The organism is Streptomyces sp. NPDC001093 (assembly GCF_040298985.1).
Taxonomy (GTDB): Bacteria; Actinomycetota; Actinomycetes; order Streptomycetales; family Streptomycetaceae; genus Streptomyces.
The window spans coordinates 1-18,192 of sequence record NZ_JBEPBF010000123.1 but is presented as its reverse complement, the minus strand read 5'-3'; the positions used below and the strand labels follow the sequence as shown (position 1 = coordinate 18,192).

Genomic DNA, 18,192 nt, shown 5'->3' with positions numbered 1-18,192 from the left:
TTGGACAGGCAGAGCGACGGGGGTGGCGATGGCGAGGGCCAGTGAGACGCGGGGCGGCGCGGTGACACTCAGCAAGGAGGGGCTGCCCGAGTGGCTGGCGCCCGTGGTGCGGGCCGTCGAGACCATCGAGCCGCTCCAGCTGAGCCGCTTCCTGCCGCCGGAGAACGGCTCGGGCCGCAAGTCGGCCGTGCTGATCCTGTTCGGCGAGGGCGAGCGCGGCCCGGAGCTGCTGCTGATGGAGCGCGCCGGCTCCCTGCGCTCGCACGCCGGTCAGCCGTCCTTCCCCGGCGGCGCGCTCGACCCCGGGGACGGCGATCCGCACACCGACGGGCCGCTCAGGGCCGCACTGCGCGAGGCCGAGGAGGAGACCGGCCTGGACCCCTCCGGCGTCCAGCTCTTCGGTGTGCTGCCCGCGCTGTACATCCCGGTCAGCGGTTTCGTCGTCACGCCCGTGCTCGGCTGGTGGCGCGAGCCCAGCCCGGTGGGCGTCGTCGATCCGAACGAGACGGCGCGGGTCTTCACGGTCCCCGTGGCGGATCTCACGGACCCCGCGAACCGCGCCACCACCGTCCACCCCAGCGGCCATCGAGGCCCCGCATTTCTGGTCGAATCGGCCCTGGTGTGGGGTTTCACGGCCGGGGTGATCGACCGTCTGCTGCATTTCGCGGGCTGGGAGCGCCCCTGGGACCGAGAGAAGAAGGTCCCACTCGACTGGCGGTCATGACAGGGTGATCCCGTGAACGTGCTGGACATCCTGTTGCTGGTCGCGGCCGTCTGGTTCGCGGTCGTGGGCTACCGCCAGGGCTTCGTCGTCGGCATCCTGTCGGTGATCGGGTTCCTGGGCGGCGGCCTAGTCGCCGTGTACACGCTGCCCGTGATCTGGGACGCCGTGACCGGCAACGCGGACGTCGGTACCACCGCCGCCGTGGTCGCCGTGGTCGTCGTCATCGTCTGCGCCTCCGTCGGCCAGGCCCTGACCACCCACCTGGGCAACAAGCTGCGCCGGTACATCACCTGGTCCCCGGCCCGCGCCCTGGACGCCACGGGCGGCGCCCTGGTCAACGTCGTCGCCATGCTGCTGGTGGCCTGGCTGATCGGATCCGCCCTGGCCGGCACCACCCTGCCGACGCTCGGCAGGGAGGTCCGCGGCTCCAAGGTGCTGCTCGGCGTCTCCCGGGCGCTGCCCGCGCAGGCCGACACCTGGTTCGCGGACTTCTCCTCCGTGCTCGCGCAGAACGGCTTCCCGCAGGTCTTCAGCCCGTTCGCCAACGAGCCGATCAAGGACGTCCAGCCGCCCGACCCGGCCCTCGCGAACAGCCCGGTCGCCGTGCGCGCCCAGCGCTCGATCGTCAAGGTCACCGGCACCGCCCAGAGCTGCGGCAAGGTCCTGGAGGGCACCGGCTTCGTCTTCGCGGGCCGCCGGGTCATGACCAACGCACACGTCGTGGGCGGCGTCGACGCGCCCACCGTGCAGATAGGCGGCGAGGGCCGCAAGTACGACGCCAAGGTGGTCCTGTACGACTGGAAGCGCGACATCGCCGTGCTCGACGTACCCGACCTGAAGGCGAGCGCCCTGCGGTTCTCCGGGCAGGACGCGGCCGGCGGCGACGGCGCGATCGTCGCGGGCTTCCCGGAGAACGGCTCGTACGACGTGCGCGCCGCGCGCGTGCGCGGGCGCATCACGGCCAACGGCCCGGACATCTACCACCGCGGCACCGTCCGCCGCGACGTCTACTCGCTGTACACCACCGTCCGCCAGGGCAACTCGGGCGGCCCGCTGCTCACCCCGGACGGCCACGTCTACGGCGTGGTGTTCGCCAAGTCCCTCGACGACGCCCAGACCGGTTACGCCCTCACGGCGGACGAGATCCAGCCCGACATCCAGCGGGGACGTACGGCGAACGAGCAGGTCGGTACGGACAGCTGCGCACTGTGAGCCCCGCCGGCCGGGGCGCCGTTCAGCCGCGCGGGTGGCGCAGACGCACCGAGACCCAGCGGGCCCGGCGGCGCAGGATGCGCGGGATCCCCACGCGGAGGTCCCCTTCGGCGAGTTGCGGGTTGCCTCGCTGAGGCGCGCCCACACCGGCGGCGGAGCGGCGGTTGCGGGGTGCGTCACTGTAGTCGTGCGTCCAGCCCATACCCCGACGTGTGCCCCTGCCCGATGGTCGATAACCGCCTGAGCGCCGCCCAATTGGCGTATGCGGCAGGCATGTGGCCGTTCGAGGGACAACTGTCCAGGAACCGGATACTCCACGCATCGAACCGTCACCGCACGGTCACCGGTGTCCGTCACCGGTACGGGTGACCGTCACCGGTCCGGCTCGGGATCCTTCAGCCAGTTGACGAGCTCCGTGGAGAAGGCGGCGGGGTCCTCCTCGTGCGGGAAGTGGCCGAGGCCGTCGAACAGGCGCCAGCGGTACGGCGCTTCGACGTACTCGCCCGATCCCGCCGCGCTGCGGGTACGTGTCACCGGGTCCAGCGAGCCGTGCAGATGGAGCGTGGGCACCCGCACCGGCCGCTTCATCCTGCGGTTGAACTGGATGCCGTCCGGGCGGGCCAGCGAGCGCACCAGCCAGCGGTACGGCTCGATCGAGCAGTGCGCCGTCGACGGGATGCACATGGCCCGCTGATAGGTCTCCACCGCCGCCTCCTCCGGCGGCTGCGGCCCGGACCACTCCCGGATCAGCCGGCCCGCCAAGGCACCGCCGTCCGCGGCGAGTTGACGCTCCGGAAGCCACGGCCGCTGGAAACCCCAGATGTAGGAGTTGGCGGCCGTCTGCCGGGCGTCCCGCAGCATCGCCGCGCGCCAGCGCCGCGGATGCGGCATCGAGACGACCGCGAGCCGCCGTACGAGCTTGGGCCGCATCGCCGCCGCCGTCCACGCCAGATAGCCGCCCAGGTCGTGGCCGACCAGCGCCGCGTCCGGTTCGCCGAGCGAGCGGATCACGCCGGTGACGTCGAGCGCGAGGTTGGCCGGGTCGTACCCGCGGGGCGTGCGGTCACTGCCGCCGACGCCCCGCAGGTCCATCGCCACCGCCCGGTAGCCCGCGTCCGCGAGCGCGACCAGCTGGTGCCGCCAGGTCCACCAGAACTGCGGGAAGCCGTGCAGCAGCAGGACCAGGGGGCCGTCGCCGAGCTCGGCGATGTGGAAGCGCGCGCCGTTGGCGGCGACGTCCTTGTGGGTCCAGGGACCTTCGATCCGTACGACCGAGGGGGCGGGGTCCGTCATGACGACGAGCGTGCCACAGTCTCGATGGCCGCGGGGGCCCGGTCCTCGGGCAGCTCCGCGCGCGGGTGCGGCTTGGCGTTCTGCAGCACGCCCGCCGTCTCCTTCACCGAGGCGGCCACCTTCTGCGGACCCTGGCTCTTCTTGGCCTTCTTCGCGAACACTGTGCCGATCAGTGCGAGGAGACCGGCGACCAGCACGTTGGCCGCGAAGGACAGCACGAAGCAGATCGCCAGGTTCCAGCCGCTCCAGGTCCGGATGCCGTAGGCGAGGGCGAAGTTGAGCATCGGCAGGGAGAACAGCAGCACCATGCCCGCCATCGAGAACGCGCCGCCGCTGACCGCGCCGCGCCTCACGTCCTGCTTCAGCTGGGCCTTGGCCAGGGCGATCTCGTCGTGCACCAGCGCCGACAATTCGGTCGTCGCCGAGGCGAACAGCTGGCCGATGCTGCGTTCGGCGCCGACCGGGCTGCCGTCGGGTGCGCTCATCGCGTTCTCCCTTGCGAGGTCTCTCGTGCCGTGGGCGTGCCGTGCCGTCGTACCGCTGTCGTACTGCCGTCGTAGCGCTGTCGTACGCGGCCGGCGGGCCCGCTCGTGTGGCCGTCTTGTTTTGTACCGTCTCGTCAGATCATGCCCGACGGTCGTCCTCCTCGCCTGCCCCGCCCGGCACTTCCTGAAGCCCGTGGCGCGCCGCGGCGCTCTTCTCGGCGGCGATCCGCCGGTGTTCGGCGGCCTTGCGCTCGTGGATCTCGGCCATGCGCAGGTGGTAGGCCGGCTCGTCCTGCTCGTAGACGTCCGGGATGCCGTCGAGGTCCTCGTCGCGCTCCTCCTCCTCGCACAGCCTGCGGTAACGGGCGTTGCGCATCTTCAGCAGCACCGTCGCGCACAGCGCCGCGAGGAGCGATCCGGTGAGGACGGCCGCCTTGACCTCGTCGGTGAGGAGGGGGTCGCCGGCGAAGGCGAGTTCGCCGATGAGCAGGGAGACGGTGAAGCCGATGCCGGCGAGGGTGGCCACCGCGAAGACGTCGGCCCAGGCGAGGTCCTCGCTGAGGGAGGCGCGGGTGAAGCGGACGGTCAGCCAGGTGCCGCCGAAGATGCCGAGTGCCTTGCCGACGAGCAGCCCGAGCACCACGCCGAGCGTCTGCGGCTTGGTGAACACGTCCCCGAGCGCCCCGCCGGAGACCGTCACCCCGGCGCTGAACAGCGCGAACATCGGCACGGCGAGCCCGGCGGACAGGGGCCGCACCAGGTGCTCGATGTGCTCTCCCGGCGAGTGCTGCTCACCCTCGTGGGTGGTGCAGCGCAGCATCAGGCCCATCGCCACACCGGCGATGGTCGCGTGCACGCCGCTGTTGTACATCAGCGCCCAGATCACCACGGCGAGCGGCACGTACACGTACCAGCCGCGTACGCCCTTGCGCAGCAGCAGCCAGAAGACCGCCAGTGCGGCGGCGGCCCCGCCGAGCGCGGCGAAGTTCAGCCGGTCGGTGAAGAAGACCGCGATGATCAGGATCGCGAAGAGGTCGTCGACCACGGCGAGGGTGAGCAGGAAGGCGCGCAGGGTGCTGGGGAGGGAGGTGCCGATGACCGCGAGGACGGCGAGCGCGAAGGCGATGTCGGTGGCGGTGGGCACCGCCCAGCCCTGTGCCGAGCCGTGCCCGGTGAGGTTGGTGAGGGTGTAGACGAGCGCGGGTACGGCCATGCCGCACAGCGCGGCCACCACGGGCAGGACGGCCGCTGCGGGGTCGCGCAGGTCCCCGGCGACCAGCTCGCGCTTGAGCTCGATGCCGGCGACGAAGAAGAACACCGCGAGGAGGCCGTCGGCGGCCCAGTGCGCCACCGAGAGGTCCAGGCCGAGCGCGCCGGGGCCGAGGCGGAAGTGGCTGACGGACTCGTAGCTGTGGTGCAGGGCGGGGACGTTCGCCCAGATCAGCGCCGTCACGGCGGCGAGCAGCAGCAGGACACCGCCGACGGTCTCGGTCCGCAGCGCGTCCACGACGAAGGCCCGCTCGGGCAGGGAGAGGCGTCCGAGTGCCTTCCGGGGGGCTTTACGGGTGCTGGGCGCGGCCACGGCGGGGACCTCCGGGTCGTACGGCGATGATCACGCCGTCGCGCGGGGTCGCCGACGGCGTCGCCGACCAGACTTCCCGGCACACCCTGAAGTCGCCATTTTACTGTATTTTGACGCCAGAGGTTAGTGAGACGAACGAAAAAGGGCGCCCGGTGTCATCACCGGGCGCCCTTGCCGTCGTTGCGCCTAGTCCTCGCTGGACGCCGCAGGCAGCTTGGCCTGGATGAGGTCCATGACCGTGCTGTCGGTCAGCGTGGTGACGTCACCGAGCTGGCGGTTCTCGGCCACGTCCCGCAGCAGACGGCGCATGATCTTGCCGGAGCGGGTCTTGGGCAGCTCGGCCACCGGCAGGATCCGCTTGGGCTTGGCGATCGGGCCGAGCGTGGCGCCCACGTGGTCGCGCAGCTCGCCGACGAGCGCCTCGGTCTCCGCGGCCGTACCGCGCAGGATCACGAACGCGACGATCGCCTGGCCGGTGGTCTCGTCGGCGGCACCGACGACGGCCGCCTCGGCGACCGAGGGGTGGGAGACGAGCGCCGACTCCACCTCGGTGGTGGAGATGTTGTGCCCGGACACGAGCATCACGTCGTCGACCCGGCCCAGCAGCCAGATGTCGCCGTCGTCGTCCTTCTTCGCGCCGTCACCGGCGAAGTACCTGCCCTCGAAGCGGGACCAGTAGGTGTCGATGAACCGCTGGTCGTCGCCCCAGATGGTGCGCAGCATCGACGGCCACGGCTCGGTCAGCACCAGGTAGCCACCGCCGCCGTCGGGCACCTCGTTCGCCTCGTCGTCGACGACGGTCGCGCTGATGCCGGGCAACGGCGTCTGCGCGGAGCCGGGCTTGGCGGTGGTGACGCCGGGCAGCGGCGAGATCATCATCGCGCCGGTCTCGGTCTGCCACCAGGTGTCCACCACGGGCGTGGCGTCCGCGCCGATGTTCTTGCGGTACCAGATCCACGCCTCGGGGTTGATGGGCTCGCCGACCGAGCCGAGGACGCGCAGGGAGGACAGGTCGAACTTGGCGGGGATGTCGTCGCCCCACTTCATGAACGTCCGGATCGCCGTCGGCGCCGTGTAGAGGATCGTGACCTTGTACTTCTGCACGATCTCCCAGAACCGGCCCTGGTGCGGGGTGTCCGGCGTGCCCTCGTACATGACCTGGGTCGCGCCGTTGGCCAGCGGGCCGTACACGATGTACGAGTGGCCGGTGACCCAGCCGACGTCGGCCGTGCACCAGTACACGTCCGTCTCCGGCTTGAGGTCGAAGACCGCCCAGTGGGTGTACGCCGTCTGGGTGAGGTAGCCGCCGGAGGTGTGCAGGATGCCCTTCGGCTTCCCGGTCGTGCCGGAGGTGTAGAGGATGAACAGCGGGTGTTCCGCCTCGAACGCCTCCGGGGTGTGCTCGGCGGACTGCCGCTCGACGAGCTCGTGCCACCACACGTCCCGGCCCTCGGTCCACGCCACGTCCTGGCCGGTACGGCGCACCACGAGCACGTGCTCGACGTTGTCGACCTTGCCGATCGCCTCGTCCACGGCGGGCTTGAGGGCGGACGGCTTGCCCCGCCGGTAGCCGCCGTCGGCGGTGATGACGACCTTGGCGTCCGCGTCCTGGATGCGGGTGGCGAGCGCGTCCGCCGAGAAGCCGCCGAAGACGACCGAGTGCGCGGCGCCGATCCGGGCCGAGGCCAGCATCGCGATCGCGGTCTCCGGGATCATCGGCATGTAGATGGCGATCCGGTCGCCCTTGCGGACGCCCAGCTCCAGCAGGGCGTTGGCCGCCTTGGAGACCTCGTCCTTCAGCTCGGCGTAGGTGATCGAGCGGCTGTCGCCGGGCTCGCCCTCGAAGTGGATGGCGACACGGTCCCCGTGCCCTGCCTCCACATGCCGGTCCACGCAGTTGTAGGCGACGTTCAACTCGCCGTCCTTGAACCACTTCGCGAACGGCGGGTTCGACCAGTCCAGCGTCTCGGTCGGTTCCTTGGCCCAGGTCAGCCGACGGGCCTGCTCGGCCCAGAAGCCGAGCCTGTCAGCCTTGGCCTGTGCATACGCCTCCGCGGTGACGTTGGCATGCGCGGCCAGGTCGGCGGGGGGCGCGAACCTGCGTTCTTCCTTGAGCAGGTTGGCCAGGCTTTCGTTACTCACGACATCTCCCTTTCGAAGGGTGTCCGTTGTGTCCCAGGCCACAGCTCATCAGACGCGGGGGTCCGGTGACAAGAGTCCGCGGCCAAATTGGTTTAGACCTGTCTCGGGGTGATCGTTCACAACGGACTGCGCAACTCTTCCGTAGCGCTCCCGTCCTCTCTCCCGCCCTCTCTCACGTCCTCGAACACCGTCCCGCTTCGACCGAGCAGATACGCCTGCGCCTCGCCCACGTGGAAGTACATCCCGTGCAGCGCCAGCCGGCCCCCGGCCAACGCCCGGGCCACCGGGGCGTGCGCCCGCAGGTGCTCCAGCTGCTGGACCACGTTGGTCAGGCACAGCTGCTCCACCGTGTCGGCTGGTGCCCGCCCGGCCAGCCGTGGCCGGGTGCGCCGGTCGTCGGCCATCCGGGCCAGGCTCGGTAGGCCGTGCCGGAGCCACCGCCTCAGCGGCGTCGCAGTACCCCCGGGCCCGGCGCTCAGCAGCGCCTGCATCGCCCCGCACCCGGAGTGCCCGCACACCGTGATGGACCGCACCTTCAGTACGTCCACGGCGTACTCGACGGCGGCCGCCACCGACTCGTCGCCGTGCTCCTCGCCCGGCATCGGCACCAGGTTGCCGATGTTGCGGACGACGAACAGGTCGCCGGGACCACTGGCGGTGATCATCGACGTGACGAGCCGGGAGTCCGCACAGGTGAGGAAGAGCTGCGCGGGCCGCTGGCCCTCCCGGGCGAGCCGCGCCAGCTCCTCCCGCACCAGCGGTGCGGTGTTGCGCTGGAACGAGCCGATCCCACTGACCAGTTCATGTCCGGCCTCCCGTCCGTCGGGGGCGGCGACGGCCTCCGGGAAGCAGGCCTGGTGAGTGCGCCAGGGCGTCCAGGGCCGGCACCGGCAGGCGGCGGACGGGGCGGGCCCGGTGGAAGTGGAGGGGCTCGGTCCGGTAGGCGGGGTCTGCGTGGCGGCAGGGGTCGGTCCGGCGTACGGGGTTGGCCCGGCGGTAAGGGCCGGTCCGGCGTACGGGGTTGGCCCGGCGGTCTGGGGCGCATCGGTGGGCGCGGTTTGCTTTGCGGTTGGGCTCGGCTCGGTGGTCGGGGGCGGCTCGGCGATCCCGATTCCGCCGCGTCGGCCCGGCAGTTCGGCCGTACCGCCGCGCGCGGTGTGGGAGCTGCGCCAGTCCTGCAGTGACTCGTACGCCGCGTGGTCCATGAACGAACCGTCCAACTCCACGACGGCGTGGGCGCCTTGGGGTACGAGATGCAGGAACCGGCTGAGCCGGGGCACCGCGAGGAAGGTCAACTGACCTCGGATCCTTACGTAATGGACTTCCCCCTTCTCGTCATGGGTGATGCGGGTGCGGGCGAGGCGGTGCAGGGCGACGGCGACCGCCACGGCGACCCCGAGGAGCACGCCCTGCAGGACGCCGAGGAGCACCACGCCGAGTGTGGTCGCGGCGTAGACCGGCACTTCGCGGTGGCGCGTCACCGTGCGGATGTGGTGCAGGGACACCATCTGGATACCGATGGCCATGACCAGGGCGGCGAGGGAGGCGAGCGGGATCTCCTCCAGGGCCGGGACCATCAGCAGCGCGGCGACTACTACGAGAACGCCGTGCAGCATCGTGGAGTTCCGGCTCACGGCACCCGAGTTCACATTGGCGGTACTGCGCACGGCCACCCCGGCCACCGGCAGTCCGCCGAGTGCCCCGGAGACCACGTTGGCGGCGCCCTGGCCCAGCAGCTCCCGGTCCAGGTGGGAGCGGCCGGCCCGAGGGAGCGGGTCGGGTCGGGCCGCGACCAGCTTGTCCACGGCCACCGCGCCGAGCAGCGACTGCACGCTGCACACCAGGGTGGTGGTGAGCACGGCGGCGGCCAGGCCCAGCACCGGGCCCTCGGGCAGCCCGGCCAGGGCGTGACTGCGCCAGGACGGCAGGTCGGCTCTGGGCAGGGCCAGGCCGGTGAGGGCCGCCGTGGCGGTGGCCCCGGCGACGGCGACGAGGGCGGCCGGTACGCGTCCGAGCATCCGGCCGGCGCGGCCGGGCAGGCGTGGCCAGGCCAGCAGCAGGGCCAGCAGCAGGGCGAGCGTCAGCGCGCTCATCGAGACGGCGGCCGGATGCAGGTGGGCCAGCTGCGCGGGCAGCGCCCGCAGGTTGGTGAGGACGGAGCTGTCGGGGCTGCCGCCGAGGACGATGTGCAGCTGGGCGACGGCGATGGTGATGCCGATACCGGCGAGCATGCCGTGCACCACCGCCGGGCTGACCGCGAGCGCGCCGCGTGCCACCCGCAGGCAGCCGAGGCCGAGTTGGGCGGCTCCGGCGAGGACGGTGATGCCGCAGGTCGCCCGCCAGCCGTAGCGGTGGATCAGGTCGGCGGTGACCACCGTGAGTCCGGCGGCCGGGCCGCTGACCTGGAGCGGGCAGCCGCCGAGCCGGCCGGCGACGATTCCGCCCACGGCGGCGGCGACGAGGCCGGCCTGGAGCGGGGCACCGGTGGCCAGGGCGATGCCGAGGGACAGGGGCAGAGCGATCAGGAAGACCGCGACGGCCGCCGACAGGTCGGCGCCCGCCACGGGGGAGCGGGGCCGGCGGCTCGGCGGTGGGCCGTGCGGCGGGTGCGGGTCCGGGTGTGGGCGCTGGGTGTGCGGGGGTGCGCAGGCAGACATGGTCCCGTCTCCTCCGGGGCGGCGGGATGGAGCAACGCTTGGTAAAGGAACCGTAAACCTCCGCAAAGGACATGCATAACTTTTCGTGGCAAATGGACCAGTCAATCCCTTGCATGGGTGAACTAATCATTTGATCGGCTTGTCGTACTAATTCCTTCTCGGGCTCATGCGACCTTGGCCGCACTGCCGGTCCAAGCCCGGCACATCACCAGAAAACGGCCCTCGTCGGCCTTTGCCTGAGAGAAGGAAGAAGGTGGGCGGAACATGGCCGCCACCCAGAGGATCGCCGTCGGCGCCATGGTCGCCGCGGCCTGTGCCTCGTCGCTCGCCGGTTGCGCGACCGGCGCCCACGGTTCGAAGGAAGGAGCGCCCGGCCCGCAGAAGGCGGCCCCGGCGCCCCAGAGCGTGCTCCGGCTGATCGGTGACGGATCCACCGCCTACACCGGCTCTCAGCCGCATCTGCCCGGGCCCGAGCGGCTGAAGCCGGGTCAGAAGCCCCCGCAGTTCGTCGTGTTCTCCTGGGACGGCGCGGGCGAGGACAGCCAGAAGCTGTTCTCGCACTTCCGCGAGGTCGCCAAGGAGAACCACGCGACCATGACGTACTTCCTCAGCGGTGTGTACATGCTGCCGAAGGAGAAGCGCGAGCTGTACAAGCCGCCGCAGCATGAGCCGGGCAGCTCCGACATCGGCTTCAACGACGAGAAGGGCATCGCCGACACCGTCAAGCAGGCCCGGCTGGCCTGGCTCGAGGGCAATGAGATCGGCACGCACTTCAATGGCCACTTCTGCGGGCCCGACGGCGGGGTCGGCACCTGGTCGGTGGACGAGTGGAAGAGCGAGATCGCCCAGGCCAAGCAGTTCGTGAAGACCTGGAAGACCAACACCGGCATGAAGGGGTCGGCCCCGCTGCCCTTCGACTACGACAAGGAGCTGATCGGCGCCCGCACCCCCTGCCTGGAGGGCCAGAAGAACTTCATGAAGGCGGCTCGCCAGCTGGGCTTCCGCTATGACTCCAGCGGGGTGAACAACCAGGTCTGGCCCAAGAAGAAGGACGGCCTGTGGGACCTGTCGATGCAACTGGTGCCCTTCCCCGGGCACACCTTTGAGCAGCTGACCATGGACTACAACTTCATGGTCAACCAGTCCGGCACCAAGACCCAGGGCGACCCGGACAAGTTCGACTACTGGGGCGACCAGATGCGAGACGGCCTGATCAAGGGCTTCTACCGGGCCTACGACGGCAACCGCGCCCCGCTGATCATCGGCAACCACTTCGAGTCCTGGAACGGCGGCACCTACATGCGTGCCGTCGAGGACACCGTGAGGGAGGTGTGCAACAAGCCCGACGTGCGTTGTGTCTCCTTCCATCAGCTGGTCGACTGGCTGGACGCCCAGGACCCGAAGACCCTGGAGAGGCTGCGCACCCTGGAGGTGGGTGAGGTACCCCGGCAGGGCTGGGCGACCTTCCTCTCCGGCCGCCCGGCCCCGGCGCCCAAGGGCGTGCCCGGGGCGCCGGCGGTCACGCGGTAGGCGTCACCCGTAGGTCGTAGGCGCCGCCCGTAGGCCATAGCCGTCACACGAAGCCGCAAGTGCCACACGAAGCCGTAGGTGTCACACGGCGGTTGTGACCTCCGTGCCGAGGCTTTCGCCGAGCACGAAGGCGGGGTCGACCTGCGCCGCCAGATCGGCCCCGGTCCGCTCGTTGCCCCACGCTTCGGCGTTCTTCAGGTGGAAGTGCACCATCTGGCGCGTGTAGCGCTCCCAGTCCCGCAGCTCGTAGGTGGCGTCGGTGGCGGCTTGCAGGGTGTGCAGGGCGCGGGCGTTGGCCTCCTCCAGCAGATCGAAACGGGGCGGCCGGCCCTTCTCCATGGCGCGCACCCAGTCCGAGCGGCCGAAGGTCACGAGCAGGTCGTCCCCGACCTCCGCGCGCAGGAAGTCGATGTCGTCCTGTTCCTGGATCTTGTTGCCGACGACCTTCAGGGCCACGCCGAAGTCGCGGGCGTACTCCTTGTACTGGCGATAGACGGAGACCCCCTTCCGGGTCGGCTCGGCGACGAGGAACGTCATGTCGAAGCGGGTGAACATGCCGGAGGCGAAGGAGTCCGAACCGGCGGTCATGTCGACCACCACGTACTCGTCGGGGCCGTCGACGAGGTGGTTCAGGAACAGCTCCACCGCTCCCGTCTTGGAGTGGTAGCAGGCGACCCCCAGGTCGGCGTCCGTGAAGGGGCCCGTGACCATCAAACGGACGGCGCCGCCATCGAGTTCCACCGGCCGTGCGCAGGCGTCGTAGACCGGATTCGGCTCCCGCACCCGGACCAGCCGCGAGCCCTCGCCGGGCGGGGTCGTCTTGATCATCGTGGCGGCGGAGGCGATGCGCGGGTTGCTGCCGCGCAGATGGTCCTTGATCAGCGGCAGCCGTTCGCCCATGGCGGGCAGCGCGGCGGCCTCCGCCTCGTCGAGACCGAGTGCGGGCCCGAGGTGCTGGTTGATGTCCGCGTCGATGGCGACCACCGGGGCGCCGGCCGCCACGAGGTGGCGGATGAAGAGGGAGGAGAGCGTGGTCTTGCCGCTGCCGCCCTTCCCGACGAAAGCAATTTTCATGTTCACCAAGCGTAGTCGGTCCATAGCTGTACGTGTCAGGCGGAAGTGAAGAAGACCACTCCTTCGAGGGGTCGGCCGACGGGGTGCGTAGTGTCGTACTCATGAGTACGACAGGCGCGAACGCCGACCCGCTCGCGGCCCTGGGCTCGCTGCCCGGCGTGGCCGACTCCGTGGAATCCGTGCGCAAGGCCGTGGACCGGGTCTACGGGCACCGGATCATGCGGCGCCGCAGCGCCGAGATCACCTCCGAGGCGGCCCTGCGCGCTGCCCGCGGCTCCGCGGCGCTGTCCGGGGCCGACTGGGCCCTGGAGGAGGTACGGCGGCGTACCGACTTCGGCGGCGATGCCGAGGCGCGCGTCATGGGCGCGGCCCTCAGGCTGTCGGCGGAGGCGGGGCAGCTGCTGTCCATCTGGCGGCAGTCGCCTCTCAGGGTGCTGGCCCGGCTGCACCTGGTGGCCGCGGCGAGCAACGACGACGAGGTCGGCAGGCCGCGCCAGGCCGGCGAGACGGTGGACGAACCGCTGCTCGAGCTGCCGCTGCCGGACGCGGCGGAGGTCTCCGGCCGACTGGAGGGGCTCGCGGACCTGATCATCGCCGGGTCGTCCGCGCCCGCGCTGGTCACGGCCGCCGTGGTGCACGGCGAGCTGCTCGCGCTACGGCCCTTCGCGTCCCACAACGGACTGGTCGCGCGCGCGGCCGAGCGGATCGTGCTGATCGGCAGCGGCCTGGACCCGAAGGCGATCTGCCCGGCCGAGGTCGGCCACGCCGAACTGGGCCGCGCCTCCTATCTGGCGGCGCTGGACGGATACGTCTCCGGCACCCCCGAGGGCATGGCGGCCTGGATCGCGCACTGCGGCCGGGCGATCGAACTGGGTGCGCGCGAGTCGACGGCGGTGTGCGAGGCGCTGCAGCGCGGAGCGGCCTGAGAAGCGGTCCCTGAAACGGTTGCGGCGGTACGAGTCGTCTCGTACCGCCGCTGGCACGCTCACCGGGTTACCAAGCGTCCTCGATATGTGCCCATCAGGTCGGGGACTTTGCCCGTCACCTGGTGCTGCTGGCCCGTAATCGACGGGTCGACGTCGCGTGGGTGCCCGGTGTTCATGCGAGGTCCGTGGGCCAACTGCGTAGTGGTAGGTGATCCTCTCGGATGTCCTGTGGTCTCGCGGGCCTAAGGTCTTTGTACCGCGAGCCGGGAGGAAGCGGAACCCCTGCCTGTGGTTCTTTACTTTCCGTATCAAACGGGAGTGAAACGGGCGCGGGTCAGGCGGTGCTCCGGCGCCGGCTGGTGTACCAGACGAGGCCGGCGGTCGCGGCCGCCGCTCCTATGGCCGCCGCCGCGACCAGCGCCGGGCGGGGCGGGACGGAGAACGAGGGCAGCCGCTTCTTCAGCGGGACCGGCCGGCGGAACTCCAGAACCGGCCACCCGCGCGCGAGTGCCTCGCGACGCAGGGCACGGTCCGGGTTCACCGCGTGCGGGTATCCGACCGCTTGGAGCATGGGCAGATCGGTCACCGAGTCGCTGTAGGCGTAGCAGCGGTCGAGGTCGTAGCCCTCGGACGCGGCCAGCTCCCGGATCGCCTCGGCCTTGGTCGGGCCGTAGGCGTAGTACTCCACCTCCCCGGTGAAGCAGCCGTCCTCGCCGACGACCATGCGGGTGGCCACCACCCGGTCGGCGCCGAGCAGTTCGCCGACGGGCTCGACCACCTCGGCGCCCGAGGTCGACACGATCACCACGTCCCGGCCGGCCGTGTGGTGCTCCTCGATGAGGGAGGCGGCCTCGTCGTAGATGATCGGATCGATCAGGTCGTGCAGGGTCTCGGCGACGATCTCCCGCACCTGCTGCACGTTCCAGCCGCGGCACAGGGTGGACAGATACTCGCGCATGCGCTCCATCTGGTCGTGATCCAGGCCGCCGGCCAGGAAGACGAACTGGGCATATGCGGTGCGCAGTGCGGCCCTGCGGTTGATCAGCCCGCCTTGGTAGAAGGACTTGCTGAAGGTGAGCGTGCTCGACTTCGCAATGACCGTCTTGTCCAGGTCAAAGAAGGCTGCCGCGCGGGGCAAGGAGTGGTTTTCCACGCCCCTGAGCATAGGCGCCCACCATTCGGCGTAAGGTGGGGCGTGTGGGTTTGCCTGAGAGGGCTCTCGGGTACACCATGGAAGTCACGGATCGTTCGCGACCGTGCTAACCCGGTCCGACTCCTCCCCCCCCGAGTCGGCCGTGGGGACGACCCCCGCTCTCCCCCCCGGCGGGGGTCGTCGCATGTCCGGATGGGTTTTCTACCCTCCTCCTCATTGTTCACGCGACCGCGGGGTCGGTACGGCACCGCCACGGCCGCCGCTTCGGCGCGCCCGTGATCCGTTACTCCGGGTAATCGCCGCGCTGCTCTGTGGAAGTCGCACAGGGATCGGTACAGAGGTCACCGGTATGGGTGACGGCGATATTCACAGCCCCTGACTTGTCCACAGTTTTCGACCAAGATCCACATGATTTCGCGGACCGCTGCACCGTGATTCCAGCGCGCTCGGCCACGGCGAGTTCATGGCCGGTTCCGATTGCCGGAGCGCCTATGGCCGGTTTCTGTCGGCCGTGCATATGGGGGGCCGCTTGCCGGTTCTTCACACCTTTGGGAATCGCGTGGCCGCAGGGGCTGCGCGGCCCACGCAGCGAAGGGGGAACACCCGTGACCGCAGCCGTCACCCACGACCCGCCGCCCGGCTCCCCGGACCGGCCGGGCAGGCCGCTCATCGTCACCGAGGACGCCGAACTCCTGGACGACCTGCTGCGCCTGTGCGCGGCCGCCGGCGCCACACCCGAGGTCCACCACGGCGTCCCCGAACACGGCGACGGCTGGGAGCTGGCCCCGCTGGTGCTGGTCGGCGACGACGCCGTCCGCCGGGTCGGCGGGGCCACGCGCCGGCGCGGAGTGGTGCTGGTCGGCCGTGACCAGGACGACCCGGGGGTGTGGAAACGCGCCGTGGAGATCGGTGCCGACCACGTCCTGATGCTTCCCGACGGCGAGCAGTGGCTGGTCGACCGCATCGCCGACGTCGCCGAGGGAGTCGGCCGCCCGGCCCTCACCGTCGGGGTGATCGGCGGCCGGGGCGGGGCCGGCGCTTCCACGCTCGCGTGCGCGCTCGCCGTCACCTCCGCGCGCGAGGGACTGCGCACCCTCCTCGTGGACGCCGATCCGCTCGGCGGCGGACTCGACGTACTCCTCGGCGGCGAGAGCGTCGACGGACTGCGCTGGCCCGCCTTCGCCGCCTCGCGCGGCCGCGTCGGCGGCGGCGCCCTGGAGGGGTCGCTGCCCGAATTGCACTCCCTGCGCGTGCTGAGCTGGGACCGCGGGGACTGCGTCGCCGTCCCGCCGCAGGCGGTGCGCGCGGTCCTCGCCGCGGCCCGCCGACGCGGTGGCACGGTCGTGGTGGACCTGCCCCGCCGCCTCGACGATGGGGTCGCCGAAGTCCTCGCCCAGCTCGACCTGGCACTGCTCGTCGTCCCCGCCGAACTGCGTGCGGTCGCGGCCGCCGGTCGGGTCGCCTCCGCCGTCGGCATGGTCGTCCGCGACCTGCGCGTGGTGGTACGCGGGCCGTACGCGCCGGGCCTGGACGACCAGGAGGTGGCTCGGTTGCTCGGCCTGCCGCTGGCCGGCGAGGTACCGGTCGACCCGCCGCTGCTGGGCCCGCGGGGCGGCGCGAAACCCCCTGGCGCGACCGGACGCGGCCCGCTCGCCCGCTTCTGTACGAACTTCTGGGAGCGCGCGCTGGCCGAGGCCGGAGGCAGCCGATGACCCTCCCCGGACTCGACCGCGCGGACGGCGCGGCCCTGCTCGACGGCGTCCGGCGCCGGCTGGCCGAGAGCGGCGCGGAACCCACCCCCGCGCGCGTGGCCCAGGCCCTGCGCGAACAGGGCCGGGTGCTCGGCGACGCCGAAGTCCTCGGCGCGGCCCGGCAGCTGAGGTCCGAACTCGTCGGCACCGGCCCCCTGGAGCCGCTGCTCGCCGACCCGGACGTCACCGACGTCCTGGTGTCCGCTCCCGACCGGGTGTGGGTCGACCGCGGCGGCGGCCTGGAGCTGACCCCGGTGACCTTCCCCGACGCGGCGGCCGTACGACGCCTCGCGCAGCGACTGGCCGCGGTGGCCGGACGCCGGCTGGACGACGCCCGGCCGTGGGCGGACGCGCGGCTGCCCGACGGCACCCGCCTGCACGCGGTGCTGCCGCCGGTCGCCGTCGGCTGCACCTGCCTGGCCCTGCGGGTCGTACGGCCCCGGGCGTTCACGCTGGAGGAACTGGTCGAGGCAGGCACGGTGCCGCCCGGCGGCGACCGCATCCTGCGGGCGCTGCTCACGGCCCGGCTGTCCTTCCTCGTCAGCGGCGGCACCGGAAGCGGCAAGACGACCCTGCTCAGCGCCCTGCTGGGGCTGGTCGGGGCGGGTGAGCGGATCGTGCTCGCCGAGGACTCGGCCGAACTGCGCCCGGACCACCCGCATGTCGTCCGGCTGGAGACCCGGCCCGCCAACCAGGAGGGCGCGGGCCTGGTCACCCTGGAGGACCTCGTCCGGCAGGCGCTGCGGATGCGGCCCGACCGGCTGGTCGTCGGAGAGGTCCGCGGACCCGAGGTCGTGCACCTGCTCGCAGCCCTCAACACGGGCCATGAGGGCGGCTGTTGCACCGTCCATGCCAACGCCGCCGGAGACGTCCCCGCCCGCCTGGAGGCCTTGGCCACGGCCGCCGGGCTCGACCGGGCCGCGCTGCACAGCCAGCTCGCGGCCGCGCTCTCCGTGGTCCTGCACCTCGTACGGGACCGGTCCGGGCGGCGCCGGATCGCCGAGGTGCACGTGCTGGAGCGGGACGCCACGGGGCTGGTCCGGACGGTGCCGGCGCTGCGCCGGGGCGAGCGGGCCTTCGTACGGGAGCGGGGCTGGGAGCGGCTGCGCCAACTGCTCGGTGCGGATGACGAGTTCGAGGCTCAGTGAGACAGACCGGCGAGAGAGCGACCGAGAGGGCGAGTGAGAGAGGTGACGGAAGTGATCGGCGGGATCGGTGAGACGTCCATGGGCGCGGCGCTGATCTGTCTCGGCGCGCTGGCCTGGCTGCTGAGCGGGCGGCACTACGGAATGCGGCGGGCGCGACTGCTGCTCGCGGGCGGCGGAGCGGTGACGAGCGGCCCACCCTCCTGGGACCGGGCCCTAACGGAACTGCGAAGGCTGCGCGGACGGTTGGGAGTCGAGTGGTGGGCGCCGGCGGCCGGCCTGCTGCTGGGGCTGCTGGGGGCCTCGGTGATTCCGGTCGTCGCGGGGGCGGCCGGGGTGCCGGTGCTGCGCCGGGTGCGGCTGGCCCGGCAGGCCCGGCAGGTCCGGGAGGGGCGGGCGGACGCGGTGATCGCCCTGTGCGGGGCGCTCGCCGGGGAGGTGCGCGCCGGACGGCAGCCGGGCGAGGCGCTGTTGCGTGCGGCGCGGGTCTCCTGCGGAATCGCCGAGGCGCAGGCGGC

Annotated in this window: 14 protein-coding genes and 1 pseudogene; 7 read left to right on the top strand and 8 right to left on the bottom strand. The window is 71.7% G+C overall.

Annotated elements, in window-relative coordinates; all coding sequences use genetic code 11:
- Positions 1–28 precede the first annotated feature (28 nt).
- Together ABT288_RS39385 and ABT288_RS39380 are read left to right on the top strand one after the other, a co-directional pair.
- Positions 29–724 carry an NUDIX hydrolase gene (locus tag ABT288_RS39385; protein ID WP_351618664.1) on the top strand — a complete coding sequence of 232 codons (696 nt, stop codon included), beginning with the start codon at positions 29–31 and terminating at the stop codon, positions 722–724.
- Positions 725–736: 12 nt separating this feature from the next.
- Positions 737–1,936, top strand: coding sequence for a MarP family serine protease (locus tag ABT288_RS39380; protein WP_351618661.1), 1,200 nt, complete (start codon positions 737–739; stop codon positions 1,934–1,936).
- Between the two features lie 22 nt (positions 1,937–1,958).
- Here the strand turns inward: ABT288_RS39380 and ABT288_RS39375 are convergent, their stop codons facing one another.
- The 6 genes from ABT288_RS39375 to ABT288_RS39350 all read right to left on the bottom strand — a co-directional run bounded on the left by ABT288_RS39375 (position 1,959) and on the right by ABT288_RS39350 (position 10,095).
- Entirely contained in the window at positions 1,959–2,138 is a 180-nt protein-coding gene (locus ABT288_RS39375) for a hypothetical protein (RefSeq protein WP_351618658.1), read from the bottom strand.
- Between the two features lie 170 nt (positions 2,139–2,308).
- Positions 2,309–3,229: an alpha/beta fold hydrolase gene (locus ABT288_RS39370; RefSeq protein WP_351618655.1), complete on the bottom strand. Its 921-nt coding sequence runs from the start codon at positions 3,227–3,229 to the stop codon at positions 2,309–2,311.
- Positions 3,226–3,714: a phage holin family protein gene (locus ABT288_RS39365; protein WP_351618652.1), complete on the bottom strand. Its 489-nt coding sequence runs from the start codon at positions 3,712–3,714 to the stop codon at positions 3,226–3,228. Before ABT288_RS39365 ends, ABT288_RS39370 begins: the two co-directional genes overlap by 4 nt.
- Positions 3,715–3,853: 139 nt before the next feature.
- Entirely contained in the window at positions 3,854–5,296 is a 1,443-nt protein-coding gene (gene nhaA / locus ABT288_RS39360; RefSeq protein ID WP_351618649.1) for a Na+/H+ antiporter NhaA, read from the bottom strand.
- A gap of 186 nt (positions 5,297–5,482) precedes the next feature.
- Positions 5,483–7,438 carry an acetate--CoA ligase gene (gene acs / locus ABT288_RS39355; protein ID WP_351618647.1) on the bottom strand — a complete coding sequence of 652 codons (1,956 nt, stop codon included), beginning with the start codon at positions 7,436–7,438 and terminating at the stop codon, positions 5,483–5,485.
- A gap of 116 nt (positions 7,439–7,554) precedes the next feature.
- Positions 7,555–10,095, bottom strand: coding sequence for a SulP family inorganic anion transporter (locus tag ABT288_RS39350; protein ID WP_351618644.1), 2,541 nt, complete (start codon positions 10,093–10,095; stop codon positions 7,555–7,557).
- Between the two features lie 264 nt (positions 10,096–10,359).
- Between ABT288_RS39350 and ABT288_RS39345 the strand changes: the two genes are divergently transcribed.
- Positions 10,360–11,625: a polysaccharide deacetylase family protein gene (locus tag ABT288_RS39345; RefSeq protein WP_351618642.1), complete on the top strand. Its 1,266-nt coding sequence runs from the start codon at positions 10,360–10,362 to the stop codon at positions 11,623–11,625.
- A gap of 81 nt (positions 11,626–11,706) precedes the next feature.
- Here the strand turns inward: ABT288_RS39345 and ABT288_RS39340 are convergent, their stop codons facing one another.
- Positions 11,707–12,699: an ATP-binding protein gene (locus tag ABT288_RS39340; protein ID WP_351618639.1), complete on the bottom strand. Its 993-nt coding sequence runs from the start codon at positions 12,697–12,699 to the stop codon at positions 11,707–11,709.
- A gap of 101 nt (positions 12,700–12,800) precedes the next feature.
- Here ABT288_RS39340 and ABT288_RS39335 point away from each other — a divergent pair, with 101 nt between their 5' ends.
- Positions 12,801–13,625, top strand: a complete 825-nt coding sequence (locus tag ABT288_RS39335) for a Fic family protein (RefSeq protein WP_351618636.1) — start codon at positions 12,801–12,803, stop codon at positions 13,623–13,625.
- 334 nt (positions 13,626–13,959) lie between these two features.
- On the opposite strand, the gene ABT288_RS39330 is transcribed toward ABT288_RS39335, so the two are convergent.
- On the bottom strand, positions 13,960–14,790 hold the full coding sequence (locus tag ABT288_RS39330) for an HAD family hydrolase (protein WP_351618634.1): 831 nt from the start codon (positions 14,788–14,790) through the stop codon (positions 13,960–13,962).
- Between the two features lie 593 nt (positions 14,791–15,383).
- On the opposite strand from ABT288_RS39330, the gene ssd reads away from it, so the two are divergent.
- From ssd to ABT288_RS39315, 3 genes and pseudogenes are all read left to right on the top strand, one after another.
- Positions 15,384–16,490 (top strand): septum site-determining protein Ssd, encoded by a 1,107-nt coding sequence (ssd, locus tag ABT288_RS39325; RefSeq protein WP_351618632.1) that lies wholly within the window; start codon positions 15,384–15,386, stop codon positions 16,488–16,490.
- Positions 16,487–17,677, top strand: a complete 1,191-nt coding sequence (locus ABT288_RS39320) for a TadA family conjugal transfer-associated ATPase (RefSeq protein ID WP_351618630.1) — start codon at positions 16,487–16,489, stop codon at positions 17,675–17,677. Before ssd ends, ABT288_RS39320 begins: the two co-directional genes overlap by 4 nt.
- A 78-nt stretch (positions 17,678–17,755) precedes the next feature.
- Positions 17,756–18,192, top strand: a pseudogene (locus ABT288_RS39315) (type II secretion system F family protein); the annotation flags it as partial.

Excerpts from the sequence above, each read along its gene's own strand:
- ABT288_RS39385 (WP_351618664.1), top strand. The coding sequence starts at position 29 with ATGGCGAGGGCCAGTGAGACGCGGGGCGGCGCGGTGACACTCAGCAAG.
- ABT288_RS39375 (WP_351618658.1), bottom strand. The coding sequence starts at position 2,138 with ATGGGCTGGACGCACGACTACAGTGACGCACCCCGCAACCGCCGCTCC.
- ABT288_RS39370 (WP_351618655.1), bottom strand. The coding sequence starts at position 3,229 with ATGACGGACCCCGCCCCCTCGGTCGTACGGATCGAAGGTCCCTGGACC.
- ABT288_RS39365 (WP_351618652.1), bottom strand. The coding sequence starts at position 3,714 with ATGAGCGCACCCGACGGCAGCCCGGTCGGCGCCGAACGCAGCATCGGC.
- ABT288_RS39350 (WP_351618644.1), bottom strand. The coding sequence starts at position 10,095 with ATGTCTGCCTGCGCACCCCCGCACACCCAGCGCCCACACCCGGACCCG.
- ABT288_RS39345 (WP_351618642.1), top strand. The coding sequence starts at position 10,360 with ATGGCCGCCACCCAGAGGATCGCCGTCGGCGCCATGGTCGCCGCGGCC.
- ABT288_RS39340 (WP_351618639.1), bottom strand. The coding sequence starts at position 12,699 with ATGAAAATTGCTTTCGTCGGGAAGGGCGGCAGCGGCAAGACCACGCTC.
- ABT288_RS39335 (WP_351618636.1), top strand. The coding sequence starts at position 12,801 with ATGAGTACGACAGGCGCGAACGCCGACCCGCTCGCGGCCCTGGGCTCG.
- ABT288_RS39330 (WP_351618634.1), bottom strand. The coding sequence starts at position 14,790 with ATGCTCAGGGGCGTGGAAAACCACTCCTTGCCCCGCGCGGCAGCCTTC.
- ABT288_RS39320 (WP_351618630.1), top strand. The coding sequence starts at position 16,487 with ATGACCCTCCCCGGACTCGACCGCGCGGACGGCGCGGCCCTGCTCGAC.